General features: G+C 57.6%; 22 protein-coding genes. 16 read left to right on the top strand and 6 right to left on the bottom strand.

Translation table 11 applies throughout. The features are described 5' to 3' along the window. Position 1 precedes the first annotated feature (1 nt). The 5 genes from OE750_RS11740 to OE750_RS11760 all read left to right on the top strand — a co-directional run bounded on the left by OE750_RS11740 (position 2) and on the right by OE750_RS11760 (position 6,840). The gene (locus tag OE750_RS11740; protein WP_263764414.1) at positions 2-496 is read left to right on the top strand and encodes a protein-tyrosine phosphatase family protein; all 495 of its coding nucleotides are present in this window, start codon (positions 2-4) and stop codon (positions 494-496) included. A 266-nt stretch (positions 497-762) separates the two neighbouring features. After that, positions 763-1,848, top strand: a complete 1,086-nt coding sequence (locus tag OE750_RS11745; RefSeq protein WP_263764415.1) for a TRAP transporter substrate-binding protein — start codon at positions 763-765, stop codon at positions 1,846-1,848. A gap of 131 nt (positions 1,849-1,979) precedes the next feature. Continuing rightward, positions 1,980-2,972, top strand: a complete 993-nt coding sequence (locus OE750_RS11750) for a TRAP transporter small permease subunit (RefSeq protein WP_263764416.1) — start codon at positions 1,980-1,982, stop codon at positions 2,970-2,972. Between the two features lie 12 nt (positions 2,973-2,984). Continuing rightward, the gene (locus OE750_RS11755) at positions 2,985-5,651 is read left to right on the top strand and encodes a TRAP transporter large permease subunit (RefSeq protein WP_263764417.1); all 2,667 of its coding nucleotides are present in this window, start codon (positions 2,985-2,987) and stop codon (positions 5,649-5,651) included. Between the two features lie 97 nt (positions 5,652-5,748). Beyond that, on the top strand, positions 5,749-6,840 hold the full coding sequence (locus OE750_RS11760) for a CaiB/BaiF CoA transferase family protein (protein ID WP_263764418.1): 1,092 nt from the start codon (positions 5,749-5,751) through the stop codon (positions 6,838-6,840). Positions 6,841-6,856: 16 nt separating this feature from the next. Here OE750_RS11760 and OE750_RS11765 read toward each other — a convergent pair whose 3' ends face one another. Beyond that, positions 6,857-7,216: a hypothetical protein gene (locus tag OE750_RS11765; protein ID WP_263764419.1), complete on the bottom strand. Its 360-nt coding sequence runs from the start codon at positions 7,214-7,216 to the stop codon at positions 6,857-6,859. 139 nt (positions 7,217-7,355) lie between these two features. Between OE750_RS11765 and OE750_RS11770 the strand changes: the two genes are divergently transcribed. From OE750_RS11770 to OE750_RS11795, 6 genes are all read left to right on the top strand, one after another. Further along, entirely contained in the window at positions 7,356-8,795 is a 1,440-nt protein-coding gene (locus OE750_RS11770; RefSeq protein WP_263764420.1) for an FAD-linked oxidase C-terminal domain-containing protein, read from the top strand. 5 nt (positions 8,796-8,800) lie between these two features. After that, a complete protein-coding gene (locus OE750_RS11775; RefSeq protein WP_263764421.1) occupies positions 8,801-9,919 on the top strand; it encodes an FAD-binding protein in 1,119 nt (372 codons plus the stop codon). Then, positions 9,916-10,251 (top strand): hypothetical protein, encoded by a 336-nt coding sequence (locus OE750_RS11780; RefSeq protein WP_263764422.1) that lies wholly within the window; start codon positions 9,916-9,918, stop codon positions 10,249-10,251. The genes OE750_RS11775 and OE750_RS11780 overlap by 4 nt, the downstream gene beginning before the upstream one ends. Continuing rightward, positions 10,251-11,552, top strand: coding sequence for a glycolate oxidase subunit GlcF (glcF, locus tag OE750_RS11785; RefSeq protein WP_263764489.1), 1,302 nt, complete (start codon positions 10,251-10,253; stop codon positions 11,550-11,552). Before OE750_RS11780 ends, glcF begins: the two co-directional genes overlap by 1 nt. A 59-nt stretch (positions 11,553-11,611) precedes the next feature. Next, positions 11,612-12,427, top strand: a complete 816-nt coding sequence (locus OE750_RS11790) for a trypsin-like serine peptidase (protein ID WP_263764423.1) — start codon at positions 11,612-11,614, stop codon at positions 12,425-12,427. A 140-nt stretch (positions 12,428-12,567) separates the two neighbouring features. Beyond that, positions 12,568-13,035, top strand: coding sequence for an Hsp20 family protein (locus tag OE750_RS11795; protein WP_263764424.1), 468 nt, complete (start codon positions 12,568-12,570; stop codon positions 13,033-13,035). A 56-nt stretch (positions 13,036-13,091) separates the two neighbouring features. Here OE750_RS11795 and OE750_RS11800 read toward each other — a convergent pair whose 3' ends face one another. Then, complete coding sequence (locus tag OE750_RS11800) at positions 13,092-14,564, bottom strand: NAD-dependent succinate-semialdehyde dehydrogenase (protein ID WP_263764426.1); 1,473 nt, start codon at positions 14,562-14,564, stop codon at positions 13,092-13,094. Positions 14,565-14,649: 85 nt separating this feature from the next. Here OE750_RS11800 and OE750_RS11805 point away from each other — a divergent pair, with 85 nt between their 5' ends. Next, the gene (locus OE750_RS11805; RefSeq protein ID WP_263764427.1) at positions 14,650-15,441 is read left to right on the top strand and encodes an alpha/beta hydrolase; all 792 of its coding nucleotides are present in this window, start codon (positions 14,650-14,652) and stop codon (positions 15,439-15,441) included. On the opposite strand, the gene OE750_RS11810 is transcribed toward OE750_RS11805, so the two are convergent. Together OE750_RS11810 and OE750_RS11815 are read right to left on the bottom strand one after the other, a co-directional pair. Further along, the gene (locus tag OE750_RS11810; protein ID WP_263764428.1) at positions 15,425-17,296 is read right to left on the bottom strand and encodes a hypothetical protein; all 1,872 of its coding nucleotides are present in this window, start codon (positions 17,294-17,296) and stop codon (positions 15,425-15,427) included. The genes OE750_RS11805 and OE750_RS11810 overlap by 17 nt on opposite strands. A 47-nt stretch (positions 17,297-17,343) precedes the next feature. Beyond that, positions 17,344-18,333 (bottom strand): P1 family peptidase, encoded by a 990-nt coding sequence (locus OE750_RS11815; RefSeq protein WP_263764429.1) that lies wholly within the window; start codon positions 18,331-18,333, stop codon positions 17,344-17,346. 152 nt (positions 18,334-18,485) lie between these two features. On the opposite strand from OE750_RS11815, the gene OE750_RS11820 reads away from it, so the two are divergent. After that, on the top strand, positions 18,486-19,694 hold the full coding sequence (locus OE750_RS11820) for an aminopeptidase P family protein (RefSeq protein WP_263764430.1): 1,209 nt from the start codon (positions 18,486-18,488) through the stop codon (positions 19,692-19,694). Between the two features lie 265 nt (positions 19,695-19,959). Here OE750_RS11820 and OE750_RS11825 read toward each other — a convergent pair whose 3' ends face one another. Next, entirely contained in the window at positions 19,960-20,298 is a 339-nt protein-coding gene (locus OE750_RS11825; RefSeq protein WP_263764431.1) for a cupin domain-containing protein, read from the bottom strand. 121 nt (positions 20,299-20,419) lie between these two features. Here OE750_RS11825 and mbfA point away from each other — a divergent pair, with 121 nt between their 5' ends. Continuing rightward, on the top strand, positions 20,420-21,394 hold the full coding sequence (gene mbfA / locus OE750_RS11830) for an iron exporter MbfA (RefSeq protein ID WP_263764432.1): 975 nt from the start codon (positions 20,420-20,422) through the stop codon (positions 21,392-21,394). On the opposite strand, the gene OE750_RS11835 is transcribed toward mbfA, so the two are convergent. Then, entirely contained in the window at positions 21,391-22,137 is a 747-nt protein-coding gene (locus OE750_RS11835; protein ID WP_263764433.1) for a polysaccharide pyruvyl transferase family protein, read from the bottom strand. The two genes, mbfA and OE750_RS11835, sit on opposite strands and share 4 nt — an antisense overlap. Positions 22,138-22,312: 175 nt before the next feature. Between OE750_RS11835 and OE750_RS11840 the strand changes: the two genes are divergently transcribed. Both OE750_RS11840 and fghA read left to right on the top strand, forming a co-directional pair. Then, complete coding sequence (locus tag OE750_RS11840; RefSeq protein WP_263764434.1) at positions 22,313-23,245, top strand: AEC family transporter; 933 nt, start codon at positions 22,313-22,315, stop codon at positions 23,243-23,245. Between the two features lie 109 nt (positions 23,246-23,354). Next, complete coding sequence (gene fghA, locus OE750_RS11845) at positions 23,355-24,185, top strand: S-formylglutathione hydrolase (RefSeq protein ID WP_263764435.1); 831 nt, start codon at positions 23,355-23,357, stop codon at positions 24,183-24,185.

Here is a 24,185-nt window from a genome sequence, read left to right on the forward strand (position 1 = left end):
CATGAGTGGGCTGGAACTTGCGGCTTTGACTGTGGCAAAGGGCACATTGGCGCTGGCTTCGCTTCCGGGGAGGGGAGGCGATCTGAAGGGGGATCTGGCGCAGTTTGGCGAGTTTAAGCCAAGTCTTGTGTTGACCATGGTCACCGAGGCAGAGCTGCATCATGTGGGCGCTCTGCATTTTGGCACGGACATTCAGGCGCTCGGTAGCCGTTGGGCGCATTTACCTGTGGATGACTATGGCACGCCGACGCCCGAGACGATTGCGAAATGGCCGGAAGCAAGCCAGCGCGCGCGTGCGGCCCTTGCGGGGGGCGGACGGGTGATTGTCCATTGCAAAGGTGGCTGCGGGCGCTCGGGAATGGCAGCGCTGAGGCTGATGATCGAGGCGGGCGAAGCGCCCGATGCGGCCCTCAAGCGATTACGCGCTGTGCGGCCCTGTGCTGTGGAGACGGCGCAGCAGTTGAGCTGGGCAACAGAGCACTCTGGCAACCGTTGATTCGGCAGCGTGGCCTGCAAGGCCGGCTTGATACTTCAAAAGTTAATTATCTATTTTTTCCAAGGCCTTTACCATTTTTTTGCCTCAAATCTGCTAAATTGGAACCAGTTGCCTAAATTTGCGGCGCTTTGGTAAGTTTATGTTACCAATCTGCGGAAATTTTCGTTGTATTCTACATCGACATGCTTAGTAATTACCTACGGAGGGGGACCGGCAAAGATCGGGACTGTTCAAAAATATAACCATATCGAACGTGGAGGATGAATATGGATCGTCGTAAATTTCTGAAAGGCGCTGCTATTGGCGCAGGTGCAACGGCTCTGGCCGCACCGGCTCTTGCTCAAGGAGGCAAGCAGCTGACAATCGTATCAACATGGCCACGGGACTTCCCGGGCCTTGGTATGTCGGCCCAGCGTCTCGCAGCCCGTATCGCCGAAATCGGAGACGGTGCGTTTAACGTTGAGTATTTTGCCGCGGGTGAACGCGTCGGTGCGTTTGACGCATTTGACGAAGTGTCATCTGGCAACAGCCAAGCCTACATCGGCCCGGATTACTACTGGACAGGCAAGCACCCGGCTTTCGCCTATTTCACGGCGGTTCCTTTCGGAATGAACGTGGCTGAGCGCAACGCATGGATCGCCTTTGGTGGTGGCCAGGAGCTTTGGGACGAGCTGTCAGCCGAATATGGCGTCAAAGCATTCCAGTGTGGTCCAACAGGCACGCAAGCGGGCGGTTGGTTCAACAAAGAGATGGAAAGCGCCGACGATTTCAAAGGCCTCAAAATGCGTATGCCAGGCATGGGTGCGCAGGTTCTGACCAAGCTGGGGGCATCGACTGTATCGCTTCCTGGCAGCCAGATTTATGAAAACCTCGTGTCAGGTTCTATCGAAGCGACCGAGTGGGTTGGTCCTTACAACGACTACTTCATGAAGTTCTACGAAGCAGCCAAGTATTACTATACTGGCGGTATGCACGAGCCGAGCGCAAGCATTGCCTTTGGCATGAATAAAGCATGGTTCGACGGTCTTACAGACCATGAAAAGCTTCTCATTGAAGTTGCCTGTGCCGAAGAGCACGGCGTTGCACACCAAGAAGCAATCGCGAAGAACGGCGAATACCTTTCCAAACTCGTGAATGAGCACGGCGTAGAAGTGCGTTCGTTCAGCGACGACATCTGGGATGCCTTCGGTGAAGCATCAGCAGAAGTGTTCGAAGAGACACGCAACCACTCGGCAATGGCTGCGAAGATTGACGACAGCTTCCAAGCGGCGCTGCGCAGCTACGGCACATATCTTGCGAACTTTGACGGAGCTTTCGTCAACCAGCGCAACCGTGTGTTGGGTCTGGTCTAAGCGGCAGGAACAAGACGAGCGGGGCCTTCTGGGCCCCGCTCTTTTTGAACGAACAACAACTATAGCGGCACAAGATGCCTCGGGCCACGCGCTCTTGAGGCCTAAGCCGTTTAGGGGAGGCAACCAAGCGCATGTCCTACACTGCTGATCTATCGCGCACGGGGGGAGCCCCTGCGCTCCTGCCACGCGCTTTTGCATGGGGGATGCTCGGCTTTCTGGCTGCTTTCCTCATTATTAATGTTCTCAACCTCGGATGGGGTATTCCCAATTTGGCGGATGCGTTTGCGGGGCGAGCGGGCGGCCTGATTTGGGTGCCGCTTCTCATCGGCTTGCTCGGCATTGGCGGAGGTATCGGCTTTGCGCTGAGCACGCCTCACAACGCCCTGCGATGGGATGCGATGAAAATCCACGGATTCAACACTTATCTGATACGCGCTTGCTTCTGGAGTGTTGTCCTGATCGGCTTTGTTGATGCTTTCATAGCGATGTCGCGGGTTGAAGGCTTTCTCAACGGCGTAGTGAGTGCCGAACTGATGGGCAGTTTGGGGCGCTCGCGGTTTATCGGGCCGATGGTGCATGCACCGCTTATCGTTTTGGGGGCGTTGATTGCATTTTGGCATCGTGGCCTTGGTTTTCACTGGCTGGCGCTTTTGATCGTTGGAGCTGAGCTTGCGATCGTGATTTCGCGTTTTGTTTTCTCTTACGAGCAAGCGCTGATGGGCGACCTTGTGCGCTACTGGTATGCAGCGCTGTTTCTTTTCGCGAGCGCCTACACGCTGTTTGACGACGGGCATGTGCGCGTTGATGTGTTTTATGCGGGCTTCGGAAAAACCAAGAAGGGCTTTGTGAACGCATGGGGCTCGATCTTGTTGGGGATGGCGACGGCCTGGGTGATCATCTGGATCGGCCTTGGCAGCAAAACCTCGATCATCAACTCGCCTGTGATGAACCTCGAGATCACACAGTCCGGCCCCACGGGGCTTTATGTAAAATACCAGATGGCGGCCTTTCTCGGGGTTTTCGCTATCACCATGCTCATTCAGTTTGTGAGCTATTTTCTTGAATCGGTGGCTGACAAGCGCGACGAGCCGGGACACCGCACCGTCACACCAACCGGCCACTGAGGAGCACCCATAATGGAACTATTTTTTCTAGCTGTTCTGGTACTGAGCATGGCGACGGCTTTGGGCTCGGGCTATCCAGTGGCTTTTGCGCTTCCAGGAGCTGCAATTATTACCATCCTACTTGCGGGCCTTTCAGGCCTTGTTTTTGCCGGCGATGCCAGCGCCTATTTTCACTCGGGTGATCCGCAGCAATGGCTCTCGGCGGGGGTGACCAACCTCAGGGGGGTTTTCTGGGAAGTCGAGCGAGATACGCTGATTGCGATTCCGCTGTTTATTTTCATGGGGATCATGCTTCAGCGTTCAAAGATCGCGGAAGATTTGCTTGTGACGATGGCGCAGCTTTTCGGCCCTGTGCCGGGCGGCCTCGGGATTTCGGTTGTGTTTGTGGGCGCGCTTCTGGCGGCGACCACGGGTATTGTTGGCGCGACTGTTGTGGCCATGGGCCTTATCAGCTTGCCCGCGATGCTGCGCAACAATTACTCGCCTTCGCTTGCCACAGGCACGATTGCGGCTTCGGGCACTTTGGGGCAGATCATTCCGCCTTCGATTGTTTTGATCATTCTGGCAGACCAGCTTGCGAGCGCAACAGACCAAGCCAGCACAACACGTAAGGCGCTGCACAAAGCCTCGACAGGCGAGCTTTCCATGCCATCGAGTTTTGATGTGTCGTCCACTTCGGCGGGCGAAATGTTTCTGGGGGCGCTTGTGCCCGGCATTCTGCTTGTGTTGATCTACATGGCCTACATTCTGATTTACGCGTTTTTCAAGCCTTCCGCCGCACCTGCGGTGAAAGTCGAGGGCAAGTTTGACCGCGCCTTCTGGGGCTCGGTTGCGCTGACGCTTATTCCGCCGCTGACGCTTATCTTTCTTGTGCTTGGCTCGATCATCACGGGGGTTGCCACGGTGAATCAGGCGGGCGCGATTGGCGCTGCCGGTGCGATGGTTATGGCGGGTTACAGGCTTTATGAAGGGCCGAACAAAAAGCTGACTTATGTGCCGGCTATTATTGGTCTGGTTGCACTTGTCGGTCTGGCATTTCTCATCAAGAACTTTGAAATGAACCTGAAGTCGGTCGATACGGCGCAAGACCAGATGGGTATTTCGCTTGGTATGATCGCTTCGGGGATGCTGATTGTTTCGGTCGTCTGGAGTGGCTGGCGGGTGTTCCGCACGCATGGCACGCTTGATGGTGTGATGATGGAAACTGCAAAGACAACATCGCTTGTCTTTATCATCCTTCTGGGCGCAGCCATGCTGACATCGGCTTTCCGTGCCTTTGGTGGTGAAGAGCTTGTGCGAGAGTTTCTTAACTCGCTTCCAGGTGGTTTCTGGACGCAATTCCTGATCGTAATGCTGGTAATCTTTATTCTCGGTTTCTTCCTTGATTTCATCGAGATTGCCGTGGTTGTTGTGCCGATCGTTGCGCCTATTCTTCTGGCGGATCCGAGTGCTAATATTACGGCAGTCTGGCTGGGCGTTATGATCGGGCTGAACATTCAGACCAGCTTCCTGACCCCGCCGTTCGGCTTTGCGCTGTTCTATTTACGGGGGGTCGCGCCTGCCACAGTGAAAACGATGCAGATGTATAAGGGCGTTGTGGCCTTTATCAGCTTGCAGCTTCTTGCGCTTGGTGTTGTCGGGTTTTACCCGCCGCTGGTGAATTATCTGCCAAACCGCGCAGCCTTTCTTTCGGAAACGGCTCCGCCTCCGCGGAACCCGAGGCTGCAATACTGCATGGAAGAGTTTGTTGGCCGTGATTTGACGGACGGAACAGCCGGATTCGAGCAGGCGATTGCACGGATGCAGGGCGTTGATCTGTCCGGTTTGCCCGATCGTATGGCAAAAGATCTGGCAGAAGGCTTTGCGGCAGGTCCGGAAGCGATTGCCAGCTTGAAAGAGGCTTTTGCGATGGAAGATGCGGTTGAGGAAGCGGCTGTTATTTATCGCCCCAAGCAGATTTTGGTGCGCAGGATCGAGAAAGAGATCCGAAAGCTTGAAGAGGAAGCGGCGGATATCACGACGATTGCAAACCGTATGAGAGACGAGGAACAGGCCCCACGCCGTGCGCGCATGGAGGCACGTCGCGATGCGATGTTGGCCGAGGCCGAGCAGTTGAAAGGGGAAATCCCCGAGACATGGGAGCCGGTGCACGACGAGTTTGCGAAGCTGACAACAGCCGAGCAAAAGGCGCGCACGAGCTATCAGCGCAATGCAGACAAGTCTTGGGAAGCCGCTGCCGAAGCATTGGCAACTCTGGAAGACAACGAGGCTTTTGCCGCGCTCGAAGGTGAGTTGCGTGATTTGCGCGGCTTCATCGAAACGGTTTCCGAGACGGACCCTGCGGGTGAAGACACAGTGAAAGCGCTTGAGGATAAGTTCGGTGAAGTTGAGGGCGCAGGTGATGTGAAGTCGGCGCTTGGCAAGGCGCGCCGTGATTTGCGTGTGGGCAAGTTCAACCGCGAGACGGCTTTGGAAGACTATAACGATGCGGTTGCGGAGTTTGAGGCGCAGAAGGTGTGGCGTGCAAATGCTGAGGGGCTCAAGCCGGAGCTTCAAGCTTACCTCGATGGTATTCGCGGCACTTTGGGGCTGCGCAGCCAGCCCCGACTGGACCGTGAAGCGGCGCTTTTCATGGCGTCGTGTAGCTCGACGCACCGCGATATCTCGCTGAACTTCTGATCTGCAGGAAAACAAACAAACCGCCGCCCCGGAGACGAGGCGGCGGTTTTCTTTTGCGCGGGTTGCGCTAGGATTGGCCAAGCAGAAGGAGACAGCCATGGGCGCGTTGAGTGGTGTGCGAATTGTTGAAGTTGAGGGGCTTGGCCCTGCGCCTTTTGCGGGGATGCTGCTGGCCGATATGGGAGCTGATGTGATTGTGGTGCACCGAAAGGGAGGCACGCCTGCCCCCGGGATGCCCCAGCGATCGGTGCTGGACCGTGGCAAGCGCTCGATTGAGCTTAACCTGAAGGATGAGGGCGACAAGGCAGTATTCTTAAAGCTTGTTGGGCGGGTTGATGCGCTGATCGAAGGGTTTCGCCCCGGTGTGATGGAGCGGCTGGGGCTTGGGCCTGAAGCCTGCCATGCGGTGAACCCTAAGCTGGTATTTGGCCGTATGACCGGCTGGGGGCAGAGCGGGCCGCTGGCCCATGCGGCGGGGCATGATCTGAACTACATCGCGATGTCGGGCGCACTCTGGTACGCAGGTGCGCCCGAGGCTGCGCCGCTGACGCCTGCAACGCTTGTGGGGGATATCGGCGGTGGCGCGATGTATCTGGTGAGCGGTGTGCTTGCGGGAATTTTGCAGGCAAGGGCCTCGGGGCAAGGCACGGTTGTTGACGCAGCAATTTATGACGGTTCTGCGCATATGATGAACCTTGTTATGGCGCTGCGCCAGAGTGGGGGGATGCCTGAGGCGCGCGGACAAGGGCTGCTTGACGGGCCGCATTGGAGCCGCACGTATGAGTGCGCCTGCGGCGGCTACCTGTCGGTGCAGAGCCTTGAGCCACAGTTTTATGCCGAGTTTTTGCGCCTGTTAAAGCTTGAAGGCGACGAGGACTTCCAGCGCCAGTATGACAAAGCGCTTTGGCCTGAGTTGACCGGGCGCTTGGCCGCAATATTCAAGACCAGGAGCCGTGATGACTGGGCGGCGCTTTTCCTTGGAACGGATGCCTGTGCGGCACCTGTGCTTTCGCCGGATGAGGCCGCGCGCCACGAGATGAACGGGGCGCGCAGCACTTGGGCCAAAGTCAACGGTGTGCTGCAAGCCGCCCCTGCGCCACGTTTTGAGGGGCAGGGCGGTTGGGAGCCGGTTGAGCCGCCGGCGCGTGGGGCTGATACAGCGGCGATACTGAAAGAGCTGGAAGACTGAGGAGGGTCAAAACGGCTTAGTAGGGGAGACTCACTTCGAAAGCCTTTTCACTCCAGCCGTTTTCGGAGCAGCGGGCGCGCACCCAGATTTTGGTCATCCCGTCGGGCAGCATCACGTTGCGCAAAGAGCGGGTGAAGGGCTGTTCCTCGACATGCGGGTGCATCAGTTCGCGATAGGCAATCTGGTTGCCTGCTGCGTCGATAAGCTCCCAACCATCGGCGTAATGCTCCCAGCCTGTGTCTGGGTGCTGGAGGGTCACATCAAAGCGCCAGCCCATGCCCGCGCGGGAGGCTTCGACCTTGGTGATGATCGGAGCATCGGCGTGAGCGCCTGAGGTTACTATAAGCGCGGCGAGGAGAGTTAAGGTTTTGAACATGAGACTGAAGTAACACTGAGGAGGACGAAGTTCACGACACATTTTTGTGTGAATGCACGAGGAAATGCCGCAGGATTGAAGGAATCGATTGAGTTTGAGGTGAATTGGTAATAATAACTTACCAATTAAGGAGAAGCCCATGCAAATGCCCGTACCAAACCCTGTAACGCTTGCGAAAAAGGCCAAGTTGACCGAGCGGTTGCGGGCTGTTCTGGGCAAAGACGGAGTGATATCGGAAGAGATTGCGCTGAAAGCTTACGAGTGTGACGCGCTTACCGCATATCGCTGTCCGCCGATGCTTGCGCTACTGCCGCGGACCACCAAAGAGGTCGCGGCGGCGCTTAGGATTTGTCACGAGATGGATGTGCCTGTCGTGCCGCGTGGCTCGGGGACATCTCTGGCGGGCGGAGCGATGCCCACAGCCGACAGCGTGATTTTGGGTGTGAGCCGTATGAGCGAGGTGCTTGAAACCGATTATGCAGACCGCATTATCCGTGTGCAAACGGGGCGGACCAACCTGTCTGTCACGGGTGCTATTGAGGGGGAGGGTTTTTTCTATGCGCCGGACCCGTCGAGCCAGCTTGCCTGCGCGATTGCGGGCAACATCGCGATGAACTCGGGCGGGGCGCATTGCCTCAAATATGGCGTGACGACCAATAATCTCATGGGCGTGACCATGGTGATGATGGACGGCGAGATTGTCGAAATCGGCGGTGCGCATCTGGATTCGGGCGGGCTGGACCTGCTTGGCCTGATCTGCGGCAGCGAGGGGCAACTCGGTGTGGTGACAGAGGCGACATTGCGTATCCTTCACAAGCCCGAAGGAGCGCGGCCGGTGCTCATCGGATTTGACAGTAACGAGGTGGCTGGCGCTTGTGTGTCCGATATTATCCGCGCGGGGATTTTGCCTGTGGCAATCGAGTTTATGGACCGTATGCTAATCGGCGTTTGCGATGACTATTCCGGCGCGGGCTATCCTGACTGTGAGGCGCTTCTGATTGTGGAAGTGGAAGGCAGCGAGGCCGAGATTGAACATCAGCTCGGGCTTATTCACGAGATTGCCAAAGGGCATAATCCTGTGGAATTTCGCAAGGCGACGAGTGCCGAAGAAGCCGGGCGCATCTGGGCCGGTCGCAAGGCGGCTTTCTCGGCGATTGGCAAGGTGAGCGATTATATGTGCCTTGATGGCACGATTCCTGTGAGCCAGCTCCCTTTTGTTTTGAAGCGGATTGGTGAGTTGAGTCAGACATATGGGCTTGCTGTGGGCAACGTCTTTCATGCGGGTGACGGGAACATGCACCCGCTGATTTTATATGATGCGAATAAGCCCGGGGACTTGGAAATCTGCGAAGCATTTGGCGCGGAAGTGCTGAAGCTCTGTGTCGAAGTGGGCGGATGCCTGACGGGTGAACACGGAGTCGGCATAGAAAAACGCGACCTGATGCTTGACCAGTTTGCGCCTGAAGATTTGGACATGCAGATGGCCGTTAAAGATGTGTTTGATCCAAAGTGGCTTTTGAACCCTGCCAAAGTCTTCCCGCTTGCCTCATCCGAGGCGCGGCGGATTGCGGCGGAGTAGGGCGCATGGAATTTCATCCAAAGAGTGAGGCCGAGCTGGCCGAAGTTGTGGCTGGCTTGCAAGCGCCTGTCAGGGTGCAGAGCGGCGGCACGCGGGCTGTTGGGAGTGTGGTGGCGAACGATGTGCTGCATCTCGGCGGCATTGCTGGCGTGGTGGATTATGAACCCGGCGCGCTGACGCTTGTGGCGAAGGCTGGCACGCCTTTGGTCGAGATCGAGGCGATGCTGGCGGCGGAAAAGCAGCGGCTGTCTTTTGAGCCGATGGACCATCGTGTGCTTTTGGGCACGAAGGGCGAACCGACGATTGGCGGTGTTGTGGCGGCGAATGTAAGTGGGCCACGGCGGATTTCTGTGGGCGCCTGCCGCGACTTTGCGCTTGGCGTGCGGTTTGTTGACGGGATGGGCCGTGTGGTGAAAAACGGCGGCCGAGTGATGAAGAACGTGACGGGCTATGACCTTGTCAAACTCATGGCCGGAAGCCGGGGCACGTTGGGCGCGATGAGCGAAGTGAGCCTGAAGGTGATGCCTGTGCCGGAAGTTGAAACGACTTTGGTTTTGCATGTGACTGATGCGGCGCAAGCTGTTGAGGCCATGTCGGCGGCCCTAGGCTCACCCTATGAGGTAACCGGGGCGGCGCAAAGTGGTGCGGTATACTTGCGCCTTGAGGGTTTTGCGCCCTCGGTTGCCTACCGCTTGGAGGAGCTGGAAAACCTGCTGGGTCGCTTTGGCGAGATGGAACGGCTGGTGGCGGCGGCCTCTGCAAAGGTTTGGACCGATATCCGTGATGTGCGCGCGTTTGCCGAGCAGGATTTTGTGACCCGCGTGTCGCTGCGCCCTTCGGATATGTCTGCGTTTCTAGCAGCGGCTCAGGCGGAACACAGCTTTGATGCGATGCTTGATTGGGGCGGGGGGTTGGCATGGCTTGCGACGGATAAGGAGAGCCTTGGCGGTTTTGCCCAAAGTTTTTGCGCCGCGAATGGCGGGCATGCGACTCGTGTGAAAGGCGCGTTTGAGGCCTGTGCCTTTCAGCCAGAAGCAGCGGGTGTTGCAAGGTTGAGCTATGGGCTGCGGCAGCGGTTTGACCCGAAGGGGTTGTTTAACCCGGAGCTCATGGCGCGCGGATGAATTATGGCGGGGCATATGTAATAGTCTTTCTGGGCGGGCCGCTCTTGATGCTGTTACTCACGCGGCGCGAGGCAACGCAGATGGCGTTTCTTTTGGGCGCTGGCATTGTAACCGCGCTGATCGCGGCCGCCTTGTTTTCAAATGCCGCACCCGGGCTTGAAACACTGGGGATGCTTTGGCTTGCCTGGGTTGGCACGGTTGCGCTTTGTGTGCGTGCGGTGATGCGGCGGATTGAGACAAAGAGGGGCTTAGCCCTGACAAAAGCGATAGGTGCTATGGCCTGCGTGATCCCCTGGATCGGGCTGGCGGCAGCAGAATGGATGGTTGGCTGATGCAGACGAACTTTACCCCCGAGCAACTCAAGGACGCAGGCACGGCCCGTGCGAACGAGATTTTGCGCAACTGTGTGCATTGCGGTTTTTGCACAGCGACTTGCCCGACCTATCAGATTTTGGGTGACGAGCTCGATAGCCCGCGCGGGCGGATCTACCAGATCAAAGACATGATTGAGAACGAGCGTGTGCCTGACAAAAAGACGGTGATGCACATTGACCGCTGTTTGAGCTGCCTTGCGTGCATGACGACCTGTCCTAGCGGTGTGCACTACATGCATCTTGTCGACCATGCGCGCGAGTATATCGAGAACCATTATAAGCGCCCGTTGACGGACCGGGCCTTGCGTTGGATTCTGGCGCAGATTTTGCCTTACCCCATGCGCTTTCGGGTTGCTCTTCTCGGCGCGAAAATCGCCAAGCCGTTCAAGGCGCTTGTGCCGGATGCGCGGCTTCGGGCGATGCTTGAGATGGCGCCGAAGGTTATCCCCCCTGTGAGCCGCAATGATGACCCGCAGGTTTTTGTACCTGCGGGCGAAAAGAAGTTGCGCGTTGCGCTCATGACCGGCTGTGCGCAGAAGGCGCTTAACACCGATATCAACGACGCAACCATCCGCCTGCTGCGCCGCTTTGGCTGTGAAGTTGTGATTGCCGAGGGGGCGGGCTGCTGCGGAGCGTTGACGCACCATATGGGCAAGGCCCGCGAGAGCCATGCGACGGCGGAGAAGAACATTAACGCATGGATGGCCGAGGCAAAGGTGGGTGGGCTCGACAGCATCGTCATCAACACCTCGGGGTGCGGCACAACTGTGAAGGACTATGGCCATATGTTCCGCGAAAGCGGTAAGGCAGCCGAGGCGGCGCACGTCGCCGATCTGGCGCAGGATGTGAGTGAGCTATTGATGCAGCTTGATCTGCCGGAAGGCGCGGCCAAGGGCATTCGTGTGGCTTATCATGCGGCTTGTAGCTTGCAACATGGCCAGCAGATCAAGACCTTCCCGAAGGACTTGCTGAAGCGCGTCGGGTTTGAGGTTGTCGAGCCAGCAGACAGCCATCTCTGCTGTGGATCGGCAGGAACATATAACTTGATGCAGCCCGAGATATCCAAGGAGCTGAAGCGCCGTAAGGTAGATACACTGGAGGCTAAAGCGCCCGATGTGATAGCGGCGGGCAACATTGGCTGCATGATGCAGATCGGCGGGGCGACGGGCGTACCCGTGTTGCATACTGTCGAGCTACTCGACTGGGCAACAGGCGGGCCAAAGCCACGCGCCTTGCAAAACTGGTCGCCTGTGCCCTAATTTTGACACAAGTTTTCGCTAGTTCGGGTGACCTGACCTGAACAAGGGCTTCCAACTCTATGCTGCGTGCTATTTTTCTTGCTGCTTTGGCGGCGCTGGTGGCCTCTCCTGCCTCGGCGGATGCCACGGGCCTCAAACGGCTCGATACGGGCGATGACAGCCGCGGGTGGGAAGCTGTCGGGCGGCTCAATATTGATGGCAAGGGCTTTTGCACGGGCGCATTGATTGCGCCTAACCTTGTGCTGACAGCGGCGCATTGTCTTTACAGCTCAAGCACCAAGCAGCGGATCGACCATGCGCAGATCGAGTTTCTGGCAGGCTGGCGCAATGGCCGCGCCTCGGCTTATCGTATGGTGCGTCGCGCGGTTGTGCACCCCGATTACGATTTTTCAAGCAATGTTACGGCCGACCGCGTGCGCAATGATGTGGCGCTTTTGGAGCTGCATCACCCCATTCGCAATACAACCATCATTCCTTTTGCAACCGATGCGCGCCCTGCCAAGGGTGATGAAATCGGTGTGGTTTCCTATGCGCTTGATCGCGCCGAAGCACCGAGTTTGCAGGAGGTTTGCGGTGTTCTGGCGCGGCAACAAGGCGTGCTTGTGACTTCGTGCAATGTTGATTTCGGCTCGTCAGGCGCACCAATTTTCAGCTTCCGCAATGGCACACCGAGGATTGTCTCTGTGGTGTCGGCAAAGGCCGAAGTGGAGGGGCTGCCAGTGTCGCTTGGCACGCAGCTTGAGACACCTTTGGCGCTGCTCCGTGCCGAGCTTGCTGCTGGTGGCGGCGTCTTTCAACACGAGGGGCCAAACGTGAACCGCATCACTGTTGGCCAGATTCGTCGTGACACGGGCGCAAAATTTATCAAGAACTGAGCACTGCTCCGCCCCTCTTGAAACTCTGAAAAACCGTTCCCATTTTACTTATGCAAAGTGCCAATGGTGGGCTTTGCGCTAAACGGCCTGTCCAGATCGGAAGGCTTGAAACTTTGGTATCGCTCAATGGAGGATGACCCATGCGTAACTTTGATTTGACCCCGCTTTACCGCGCCACTGTCGGATTTGACCAGATCGCCGACATGATGGACCGCGCAATGGCAAAAGATGTCGGACAGACGACATACCCGCCCTATAACATCGAAAAGACAGCCGATGACGGCTACCGTATTTCTATTGCGGTGGCAGGGTTTGCGGATTCTGACCTGTCTGTAGAAGTGAAAGAGAACGCACTTGTTGTGTCGGCCAGCAAAGCCGAAGACGAGGGCGAGCGCACATTCCTGCACCGCGGGATTGCCACACGCGCTTTTGAGCGCCGCTTCCAGCTTGCGCAGCATGTGCGCGTGACAGGTGCAAGCCATGCTGACGGAATGCTGCACATTGATCTCGTACAGGAAGTGCCCGAGGCGCTCAAGCCACGGCGCATCGAGATTGCGTCGGCGCCGGCCAGTGAGGCCGATGTGGTGGATGCAAAAGCTGTAAACTGATTGATCTGAATAGAGAAAGGGCGCCAGTTGGAAAGCTGGCGCCCTTTTTGTGCGGTTTAGACCGACATGCAGATGTATTTCATTTCGAGGTAATCCTCGATTCCGTGGTGGCTGCCTTCGCGACCCAGACCAGATTGTTTGACACCGCCGAAGGGCGCAACTTCTGTCGAGATGATGCCCGTGTTGACGCCGACAATACCGTATTCAAGCGCCTCGGCGACTTTATAAACGCGGCTCAGGTCTTTGGCGTAGAAGTAGCTGGCCAGCCCGAAAATCGTGTCGTTGGCCATGGCGATCACTTCGTCTTCATCTTCAAATTTGAACAGCGGCGCCATCGGGCCGAAGGTTTCGTCTTGGGCAACTTGCATGTCCTGGGTCACGCCCGTGACGATTGTGGGCTGGAAGAATGTGCCGCCCAAGTTGTGCTGTGAGCCGCCAAAAGCGACTTTGCCGCCTTTGGAAAGTGCATCTTCGATATGTTCGCGGACTTTCTCGACGGCTTCGGAGTTGATCAGCGGGCCAAAGCTTGTGCCCTCTTCAAGGCCGTCACCAACCTTCATTTCCTTGAGTTTGGCGGTGAGCTTTTCGGCGAAAGCGTCATAGACGCCCGCTTGCACATAAATCCGGTTGGCGCACACACATGTCTGGCCGTTGTTGCGGAATTTGCAAAGGATCGCACCTTCGACGGCGGCGTCGAGATCGGCATCATCAAACACGATAAAGGGTGCGTTGCCGCCCAGTTCCATGGAGCATTTCATCACTTGGTCAGCGGCCTGGCGCAAAAGGATGCGGCCTACTTCGGTTGAGCCTGTGAAGGTGAGTTTGCGCACGGCAGGGTTTTCGCAGAATTCCTTGCCGATATCCGAGCTGCGCGAGCTTGTTACGATGTTGAACACGCCGGCAGGAATGCCCGCGCGCTCGGCGAGAACGCCCATGGCGGTGGCGGACAGCGGCGTTTCGGCGGCGGGGCGCCCAACGAAGGCGCAGCCAGCGGCGAGGGCAGGTGCTGCCTTGCGTGTGATCATCGCGTTGGGGAAGTTCCACGGCGTGATCGAGGCTGCAACGCCGATCGGCTGTTTGATGACGGTGATGCGTTTGTCGCGCTGGTGACCCGGAATTGTCTCGCCGTAGATGCGCTTGGCTTCTTCTGCGAAGAATTCGATGAACGACGCGCCATAGCCGATCTCGCCTTTGGCTTCGGCTAGAGGTTTGCCCATTTCGGCGGTGAGGATTGTTGCGAGATCATCGGTGTGCTCGACCATCAGATCGAACCAGCGGCGCAAAACATTTGCACGCTCTTTGCCTGTCCATTTGGCCCAGTCTTTTTGCGCCTTCTCGGCCGCGGAGATGGCCTCGGCCACTTGGCTGCGCGACAGGTCAGCCACCTGCGCGATCACATCGCCACGGGCGGGGTTGGTTACATCAAATGTGCCCTCACCATCGACCCACTGGCCGTTCACGTAAGCCTTTTGGGCCAGAAGCGAAGGGTCGTTGAGAAGAGATTTGAGGTTTGTGATTGTGTCAAGCATGGCGGCCTCCCGAGAATATATCTCGCCAAGGGAAACCATTTGCGCTTAGATTTGTCCAGATGATTTGATCAAATTGGAGCAAGCTATGGAGCTGGACGACGCCTACGCCAACGCGGCCTACATACCAGAAGGCGAGAGCTATCCGCCGCGATGGGAGGCCGCTGCGGCGGCTTTCCGGGCCGGTGCGAAGGCAGCAGAGCTTGATCTGGGCTATGGGCCAGCGGCGCGTCAGAGGCTGGATATTTTCAGGCCTGAAGGCACGCCCAAAGGCCTCATGATTTTTGTGCACGGCGGCTTCTGGCGGATGCTGGATAAAAGCTATTGGTCGCATCTGGCGTCGGGAGCTTTGGCCAAGGGCTGGGCTGTGGTGATGCCGAGTTACACGCTTTGCCCCGAAACGTCGATTACGGGGATCACCCGTGAAGTGGCCGCTGCAGTGAGCCTAGCCGCGGGTGCTGTCGAGGGGCCAATCGTGATGGCGGGGCATTCGGCGGGCGGGCATTTGGTGGCGCGGATGATGGCGCGGGGGATGCTGCCTGTGGCTGTGGCGTCGCGACTTCGGCATGTGATGCCGATTTCGCCCCTGTCGGATTTGCGCCCTCTCATGCGCACGTCGATGAACGCTGATTTCAAGCTGGATGAAGCCGAGGCCGTGGCGGAAAGCCCTATCTTTATGACGGATCGTGTGGACTGTGCTGTGACGGTTTGTGTCGGGTCCGCTGAACGGCCTGCGTTTCTCGATCAGGCGCGCTGGCTCAGTGAGGCCTGGGGTTGCCCTCTCCACGTTGAGGAGGGCAGGCACCATTTTGATGTGTTGGAGCCGTTAGAGAGCAAGGACAGCGACTTGCTCGGCACCCTGCTTAATAGCGCCCCATAACCGCCCCGAACATGAGCGGCATTATGGCGGCGATGCTCGGGTAGCGGAAGGTCACGCCGTTGACCAAGAGTTCCATCTTCGTCACGTCAGGGCGCTTGATATCCCACTCATAGGTATCATCTCCCGCCTTGCGCCCAAGGTTGCGCATGACCATCATTCCGGCACGGACCGCAGACATTTCGTCGGGGGACATCGTGCCGCGTTCGGGCATTGCTTCAAAGTAGTTTATGAGCTTGCTGAAGCCCGAAAAGCGCACTGTGGCCTCGCCCTCATATGGCAAGAGATTGAACAGCTCGGTGGGGTAGAATTTGAAGTTGCCATTGTGTGACAGGCGGAAGAGCGCGGTTTCGTAGACATCTTCGCCCGATGTCACCTCGAAAACCGTGGCGCTGGCATAAAGCACCAGTGGCATGATCAGTTCGACAGGCTCGCTCAGGTCTTGGATCGAGACATCCTCAAGCATGGTTTTGAGAAAGCCTTCATTAATTTCGCTTACGCTACCCGACTGGTTGAACGTGATCGGGAACCAAGCCTCAACATCGCGCAGGGTGTCTTCAGGGAAGGTCTCTTGAGGAAGGAACGTTCCGCCGTCGAGTGCAGCGCTCAGCAGGATTTTGCCTTGATTGCGGTTGAAACCGGCGAGGGCAAGCTGCATGTCCCAACGATCATAAGCGACATCGAAATATGGCTTCAGCTCTGACGGTTGTGAGGAATCGCTTGGGTAAAAGCGCTTCAGCGTTTCGGCGTTTAGCGCTTTACCATTGGTGACAATCTCGACTTTGCCGAATTTGGCCAGCCCGTCCAGAAGCTCGCTCGCCATAACCGGGCGGCCCGAGCCAGCCGCTTTAAGGCGTTTGTAAGCGTTGAACATAGCGGCCACGGGCAACTCGGCCGCGCGGAAGCTGAGCAGCGCCTCGCCAACGGAATATTGCCCGTCCATGGCGGTGTCTTTCTGGCGCACTCCACCGAGCTTCAGGGTGATGTCGGCGGCCTCCCAGTTACGCGGGGCAACACCGTTTAGCGACGCGCTGATCGCCATTGTATCGGCGCGCAGATAGCTTGGGTCGTTTGTGGCTGTTCCTTCGATGTTTAGCCCGTCTGCCTCAAGCTCGAGTGAAACGGTTTCATATGTATTGCCCAAAAGGCTGGCGGCAAGCGCCTGAATACTTGCGCCGCTATCGCGCATGGTGCTGCGAATGGCGACCTCACGGACGACTGAGTAAAGATCGACGGGTTCATCACCATTGGCCAGCAGTCGCGCCTCGACACGCGCGAGGCTCACATCATCGGGGGTGAGTCCGCGCATGGAAACCTCTTTGGCGCTGATTGCAAAGCGGCTCTCCGTGTTGGATGCATCGGGTGCTTTGGTGACATCAAATGAAAGTTCACCCAGGGAAAAGGCACCAGTTGGCGTATTGGCGGGCGCTACGCGCAACCCGTCGATCACCCATTTCAGATCAGAATACGAGCGATTTTGGGCTGACCATGTGCCTTCAAGCGACATGGCTGAATGAGTGATTGTGGCCATTCCGGGGAAATCAAGCGTGGTGGGAAACACCATATCGCTGATGCGATAGGTCTGTTCATCAAGCGCAACCAGCGTCATCGAGACATCACCTATCGGAAAAAAACCCATCAGGGACGCGCCTTTGAGTGTGGCGCGAAAGCCTTCGGCTTGCTCGGTGATTTCAACATCCTGTGCCAGCATCGGCCCGACAATGGTGATTGGGAGGGGCGTGGACAGGGCCGAAAGCACATCGCTTTTGACTTTATCGAGGGATTGCGCCGAAACAGCGCTGACAAGCGCCACTATCATGGCGCAGGTGACGCCCGTTCGCTTCAAAAAACTCTGCATTCTGTCTACTCTCTTGTTCAAAATTGACTGGCCTCGATCACTTCTTTCTAATGGGTGTTCTGCCAGACGGGCAAGGGATCGCCCTCCATCGGGGTTGCGGCATAGACCGCGCGAGCAATGGCGCGGGCCATGACTGTGGCGGCGGCGTGACCCAGATAAAGCGTGTCGGCAAGGGGGTTTTCAAGCGGCTTTGCGCCTGTGGCTGCGGCGAAGATCAGGTCTCCGTCCATCGGTGTGTGCGAGGGCACGAGCGCGCGGGCGTAGCCGTCATGGGCTGCTGTGGCGAGACGGGTGCATTGGGCCTGTGTAAGGGTGGCATCTGTCGCGACGATGCCGACGGTTGTGTTGGCGTGGGAGGCGAGCTTGGTGGGGGGCATGTGCGGCTCGGGAAACGCGGTGGGCAGGCCGAGACCGCCGAACTCGTGATTAAGCTCGAAAGGCGCGGCCCAGAAATGCTTGCCCTCGCCCACTGTGGCCGAGCCGAGCGCGTTCACAGCCACGAGCGCGCCGATTGTGTGACCCGAGGGAAGGATAACAGAGGCCGAGCCGAGGCCGCCCATGAGCGTGGCCGTTGTGGCCCCTGTGCCAGCGCCTGTGCGGCCAAGCTCGAATGACACGGCGGCATTGGCGAGGGCTTCGTGGCCAAGGCGTTTGTAGGGGTTTTCTTCCCAGTTCTTGTTGCCTCCATTGATGAGGTCAAAGAGGATCGCGGAAGGGACAATGGGCACGGTTTGATCACCGACAGCAAAGCCGCGGCCCTGTGCACGCAGGGCATCGGCTACGCCAGAGGCTGCATCAAGCCCGAAAGCCGAGCCCCCCGACAGTACGAGTGCATCGACCTGCTCAACGGTCTTGTCGGCGGCGAGCAGATCGGTTTCGCGGGTTCCCGGCGCGCCGCCCATGACGTGCACTCCTGCAGTGAAGGGTGCATCGGCCAGCAAAACAGTGCAGCCTGTTTTGATATGCAGATCAGAGGCATTGCCCACGCGCAGGCCTGCGACATCGGTGATGAGGTTGAGCGGGCCGGCTTTTGGCATGGGGCGTCTCCTTGGGTGTTTCGATTTATCTTGCCAGATTGTGCGGAATCAGCAATGTGAAACCACGCGAGGGCGGTGGCGCCGCCTGACGACACGCGCATTATCATCCAGTCCTGAACGCCGGGACCTTTCTTGTGCAAAGGAGGGTCATTATGACTGCACGCCCAGAAATGTACCGTTTTCACAACGGTGAAAAAGCGCCGCTGCAATTTGCGGTGAGCGAATATGAAGCGCGGATTGCGAAGCTTCGCAAGATCATGGCAGACATGGGAGTTGAGGCGATTGTCTTCACGTCCATGCACAATGTTTCTTACTATTCGGGGTTCACCTACTGTTCGTTTGGCCGCCCTTATGGGCTTGTTGTTACGGCGGATGAGTGTGTGACGATTTCGGCGGGAATTGACGCAGGCCAGCCTTGGCGACGCTCGTTTTGTGACAACATTACCTATACCGACTGGCAGCGTGACAACTACTGGCGCGCGGTTCTCTCCGTGTCGGGTGCGGGCCGCGTTGTCGGCTATGAGGGTGACCACATCAGCATGGTGCAGATGGCCAAGCTCGGGGATTTTCTCACGCCCTCCAAGACTGTCGACATTGCGGGCGCGACCATGGTGCAGCGGATGCACAAGTCGGCTGACGAGCTTGTCATGATCCGCGCGGGCGCGGCGGTTGCCGATGTGGGCGGCTATGCCATTCGAGATGCCGTGAAGGAAGGTGCGCGCGAGATTGATGTGGCGATGGCCGGACGGGACGCGATGGAACTTGAGATTGCCAAACGCTTCCCTGACGCGGAGTATCGTGACAGCTGGGTCTGGTTCCAGTCGGGCATCAACACCGATGGCGCGCACAACCCTGTGACGGCCCGCAGGCTTGAACGGGGAGATATTCTGAGTCTCAATACTTTCCCCATGATTTCAGGTTATTACACCGCTTTGGAGCGCACCATGTTTGTGGGCGAAGTGGATGCGGCGAGCCTGAAAATCTGGGAGGCCAATGTGGCGGCCCACGAGCTCGGAATTTCGCTTTTGAAGCCCGGGGCGCGCTGTTCGGAGGTGACTCACGAGATCAACGCGTTCTTTGAAGAGCGTCAACTTTTGCAGCACCGCACCTTTGGGTACGGTCATTCTTTCGGGGTTTTGAGCCACTATTATGGCCGCGAGGCGGGGCTGGAACTTCGGGAAGATATCGACACGGTGCTGGAGCCGGGAATGGTGATTTCCATGGAGCCGATGCTGACGGTTGCCGAGGGCGAAGCCGGCGCTGGCGGGTATCGGGAGCATGATATTCTGATCATTACCGAAGACGGCAACGAGAACATCACGGGCTATCCTTACGGGCCTGACTTTAACGTGGTTGGATAGGTTTTCGGATTTGCTTTGCAAATCCGACCGTCCGGGGGAGCGCTGCTCCCCCGCTTCATAAGCCTTGCGGCTTATGAAGCCCCCCTCGGGATATTTTTAGCAAGAAAAAACGGATTTTCGGGCTGCGTTCGGATTGGTTAAGGCCCACAAAACGGGCTGCTTTCAGGGGGTGAAAAACGTGCACATTGCGTGCACACCCCGTGCACCGCCAAAACGGGAACATGTTAACGGAAATTAACATAATGCAGCGTGCGCTGGTCAGAAGTCAGAGGCGGATGACGTAATCCTTGCGGGTGGTTTCGAGCACCTCCCATGTGCCGGAAAAGCCCGGGCGGAGGATGTAGCTGTCGCCGGCTGTAAGGCGGGTTGAATGCCCGTCTGCATCGGTGATGACGGAAACGCCTTCAAGGATGCGGAAGTATTCCCATTCATCGTAAGAGACATGCCATTTGCCGACGGTGGATTGCCAGATGCCTGCAAAGAGTCCGTCTTTTTCCTCAAGGTTCCAAGTTGTGAAGACAGGATCACCTGTGATGAGCTTGGCGGGATCGGGACGCTCGGTTTCGGGCTCTACATCGGGGGAGACTTTGATGAGGTTTGGCATGATGTGTCCTTTGGATATTTCGACAGGTTAGCCCCAGCTGTCTGGGGACAGCAAGGAATTTCACTTGAAGCACGGTGCAAGGTAAGGCATAAATTAGAATAATTCTAAACTGGAGTTTGTGATGCGATTTCTCCCGCAACGCCGCAGATTTGCGGATTTGAACGAACAGGAAATTCTGGCGCTGGCGATATCTTCGGAAGAAGATGATGCGCGCATTTACCGTAGCTACGGGGAGCAGCTACGCGACGAGTTTCCCGATACGGCGAAGATATTCGAGGGTATGGCCGAGGAAGAAGACGGCCACAGGCAGGCGCTGATTGAGTTGCACCGCAAGCGCTTCGGGGATGTCATTCCGCTTTTGCGGCGAGAGCATGTGGCCGGCTATTATACGCGCAAGCCTGTCTGGCTGATCGAGAACCTCGGGATTGAACGAATCCGCGAGGAAGCGGAAGGCATGGAGCGTGATGCGGAACGGTTTTATCTGAATGCGGCCAAACGCACGCAGGATGCAGACACGCGCATGCTGCTCGGTGATCTGGCGGCGGCGGAAGCGGGCCACCAGAAGCGCGCGGGCGAGCTGGCAGAAGAGCACCTCGACGAAAACGCGCTGCAAAGTGAAGAGGCGCAATCAAGGCGGCAGTTTTTGCTGACATGGGTGCAGCCCGGCCTCGCGGGGCTGATGGACGGTTCGGTGAGCACGCTTGCGCCGATTTTTGCCACGGCTTTTGCCACGCAGAATACATGGACGACCTTTCTGGTTGGTCTTGCGGCGAGTGTGGGCGCGGGGATCTCCATGGGCTTTACCGAGGCGGCCTCGGATGATGGTGAGCTTTCGGGGCGTGGCAGCCCTTGGAAGCGCGGGTTTGCCAGCGGGATCATGACAACGCTGGGTGGCTTGGGCCATGCGATGCCCTATCTTATCACCGATTTCTGGACGGCAACGTCCCTTGCCATCATCGTTGTCTTTATCGAGCTTTGGGCGATTGTCTGGATACAGAACCGCTTTATGGACACGCCGTTCTTTCGGGCGACCTTTCAGGTTGTGTTGGGGGGCGCGCTTGTTTTTGCAGCGGGTGTGATCATCGGCGGCGGCTAGGACAGGTTCATCACATCGTCGTAAAAGGCGCGGCTGAGGGCGCGGGCTTTTTCCAGTGCCCCTTCTGCGCGTTGCGCTTTGCCGATGTGTTTTTGCCAGTTGTGAGGCTTGGCCAGTGTGGGCGGATCGGGGAAGAAGCGCATCTTTTGGGAGAAGGGGATGCAGATCACCCGCCGGCCCAGAAGCAGCGCCCAGTATGTGCCGTGATAGGAGTTTGTCAGCACCGTTTCGCCCGAAGCGATGAAATGGATCGCGTCTTTGAGCGAGACATTGGTGTTGTTCATTTCGGGGGTGCCGGCTAGGCGGGGGATGTCGTCGGAGTATTTGGCATGGGCGAACATGACGAGTTCGTGGCTTGGCGCGGGGGCTGACTCAAAATGCGCTGACATAGCCGAGGCGCACGGGACATAGCGTGCGCCGAGGCTTTCAAGCCCCGCACAGCGCGTGCCGATGAGCGCGCAGCTTTCGCGCATTTCGGTATATTCGGGCGAGCGCACAGCCTGCGGGCCGATACCGACACCCCAGATGACAGAGTGTTTGGCGCGGTGACCGCCGCGGCGCTGCGTGCGGACGCAGGACTTCCAGATCTGTCCGCCGCCCATGATCAGGCGGTGGGTGGGTGGAACAGGAGAGCCGAAATCGGCCACCGCGGCCTTACCGAAATCAAAATAGTCGTGCGGCGAGCAGGAGAGATCACCGACATTGTCTGTGTTTCGATGATGAAGCAGGAAGGCGTCGAGCATATCGGGGCTTTCGCGGGTGCAATTGTGATTGATGTTCTCCCAATCTGAACCTAAAGCGTTCCTACTTAAACCTGAAACAGGGTTATGTGGAAACGCGGCACAACAGATCAATGTTGTGGGCGCTTCGAGAAAAACTGGTGATTTAAGTTTGTCTCGAAACGCTTTAGGAAAAGACATGGTCGAGATTTTTCTGAAAACACTGCCGTTTTTTGCCATTATCGGGCTGGGCTACGGCGCAGGTAAGACACGCTTTTTTACCGAAGAAGCCACAGCCTATATCACCAAATTCGTGTTCTATTTCGCGCTTTCGGCGATGCTGTTCCGCTTTGCGGCCAACCTGAGCTTTGCCGAGTTGATCGACTGGCGCTTTATTGCGGCCTACCTATGGGGCACGGCCTTTGTTTACGGGGTTGCGACGGGTATTTCGTTTTATCTTGGGCGCAGCGTTGAGGAGGCCGCCGTTGAGGCGCAATGTGCCGCGATCGGCAATGTGGGTTTTCTCGGGCTTCCCATGCTCGCGCTTCTGATGGGTGAAGATGCGGTTAAGTCGATCATGCTGTTGCTGGCGATTGATCTCATCGTCTTTGGCTCGCTGATTGTGATTTTGGTCACGGGCGCGCGGGACGGGCGGATGAGCATAGGGATATTGAAAACGGTCGGGCTTGGCTTGCTGAAAAACCCTATGATTGTGTCGATCGTGCTGGGGCTTCTCTGGTCGGCCAGCCGTGTGCCGCTGCCGACACCTGTGAACGAGTTTGTCAGCATTCTGGGCGCGGCTGCCACGCCCGGCGCCTTGTTTGCCATTGGCGCTTCTCTGGCCTCAAAGTCTGCCGAGCGCTTTATTGTCCCGAGCTGGCTGAGCTTTTGCAAGCTGGTGTTGCACCCTCTCTTTGTGGCGTTTGCGGCAATCTTTCTGTTCGAGGTTGATCCGTATCCTGCGGCTGTGATGATTGCCGCGGCCTCGCTGCCCGTGGCGGGGAATGTTTATATTCTTGCGCAGCATTATGGCGTTGCGCCGCATAGGGTATCTGCCGCGATTCTGATTTCGACCGGAGCCAGTATTGTGACGGTTTCCGCCGTGATCGCTTGGGTTACCAAGATGTATTGAGCGGCCCTGAGGTCTCAATTAAGCGAAGATTGACGGTTTGGGGATATGCCCCGCGCGTGTGCCTTGTTATGGCTGTGCGTGAATTTGAGTATCAGCGGAGGCATGGCCTATGGAAAAGATTGCGGAAAACAGATGTTTTGGCGGAGTGCAGGGGGTCTATTCCCACGCTTCCAAGGCCACGGGCGGCGATATGACATTCGGGCTTTTTATGCCGGAAGAGGCACGCGACGGACCAGTGCCTGTGCTGTGGTATCTTTCAGGGCTGACTTGCACACATGAGAACGCCATGGTGAAGGCGGGGGCGCAGGGCTGGGCCGCCGAGCAGGGCATTGCGCTTGTCTTTCCCGACACCTCCCCACGTGGTGAGGTTGTGGCCGATGACGAAGCCTACGACCTTGGCCAAGGGGCCGGATTTTATGTGAACGCGACGCAAGACCCCTGGAAGCCGCATTTCCAGATGTGGGATTATGTGGCCGAGGAGCTTCCTGCGCTGGTCACAAGCGAGTTTGCCATTGATCCTGATCGTCAGGCCATCACGGGGCACTCCATGGGCGGACATGGCGCGCTTACGCTCGCTATGGGGCGCAAGGGGCAGTATCGTTCTGTTTCGGCCTTCTCCCCGATCTGTCATCCGACAGCGAGCGAGTGGGGCAGAAAGCAGCTTAAGGCCTATCTTGGCACGGACGAGGCCGCATGGGCGCGCCACGATGCGGCGTTTATGATGCGCGAGACGGGTTTTGGCGGACCTGTTTTGGTGGATACAGGCACGAGTGACCAGTTTATCGACCTGCTCAAGCCCGAGGCGCTGGCCGAGGCTGTAAATGCACGCCGTCAGGAGGCAACACTCAGGCTTCAGAAGGGCTATGACCACTCCTATTTCTTCGTCTCGACGTTCATGGAAGACCACATCGCCTTTCATGCCGAAGCTCTCTACGCATAA

The organism is Lentibacter sp. XHP0401 (assembly GCF_025751535.1).
Taxonomy (GTDB): Bacteria; Pseudomonadota; Alphaproteobacteria; order Rhodobacterales; family Rhodobacteraceae; genus Lentibacter.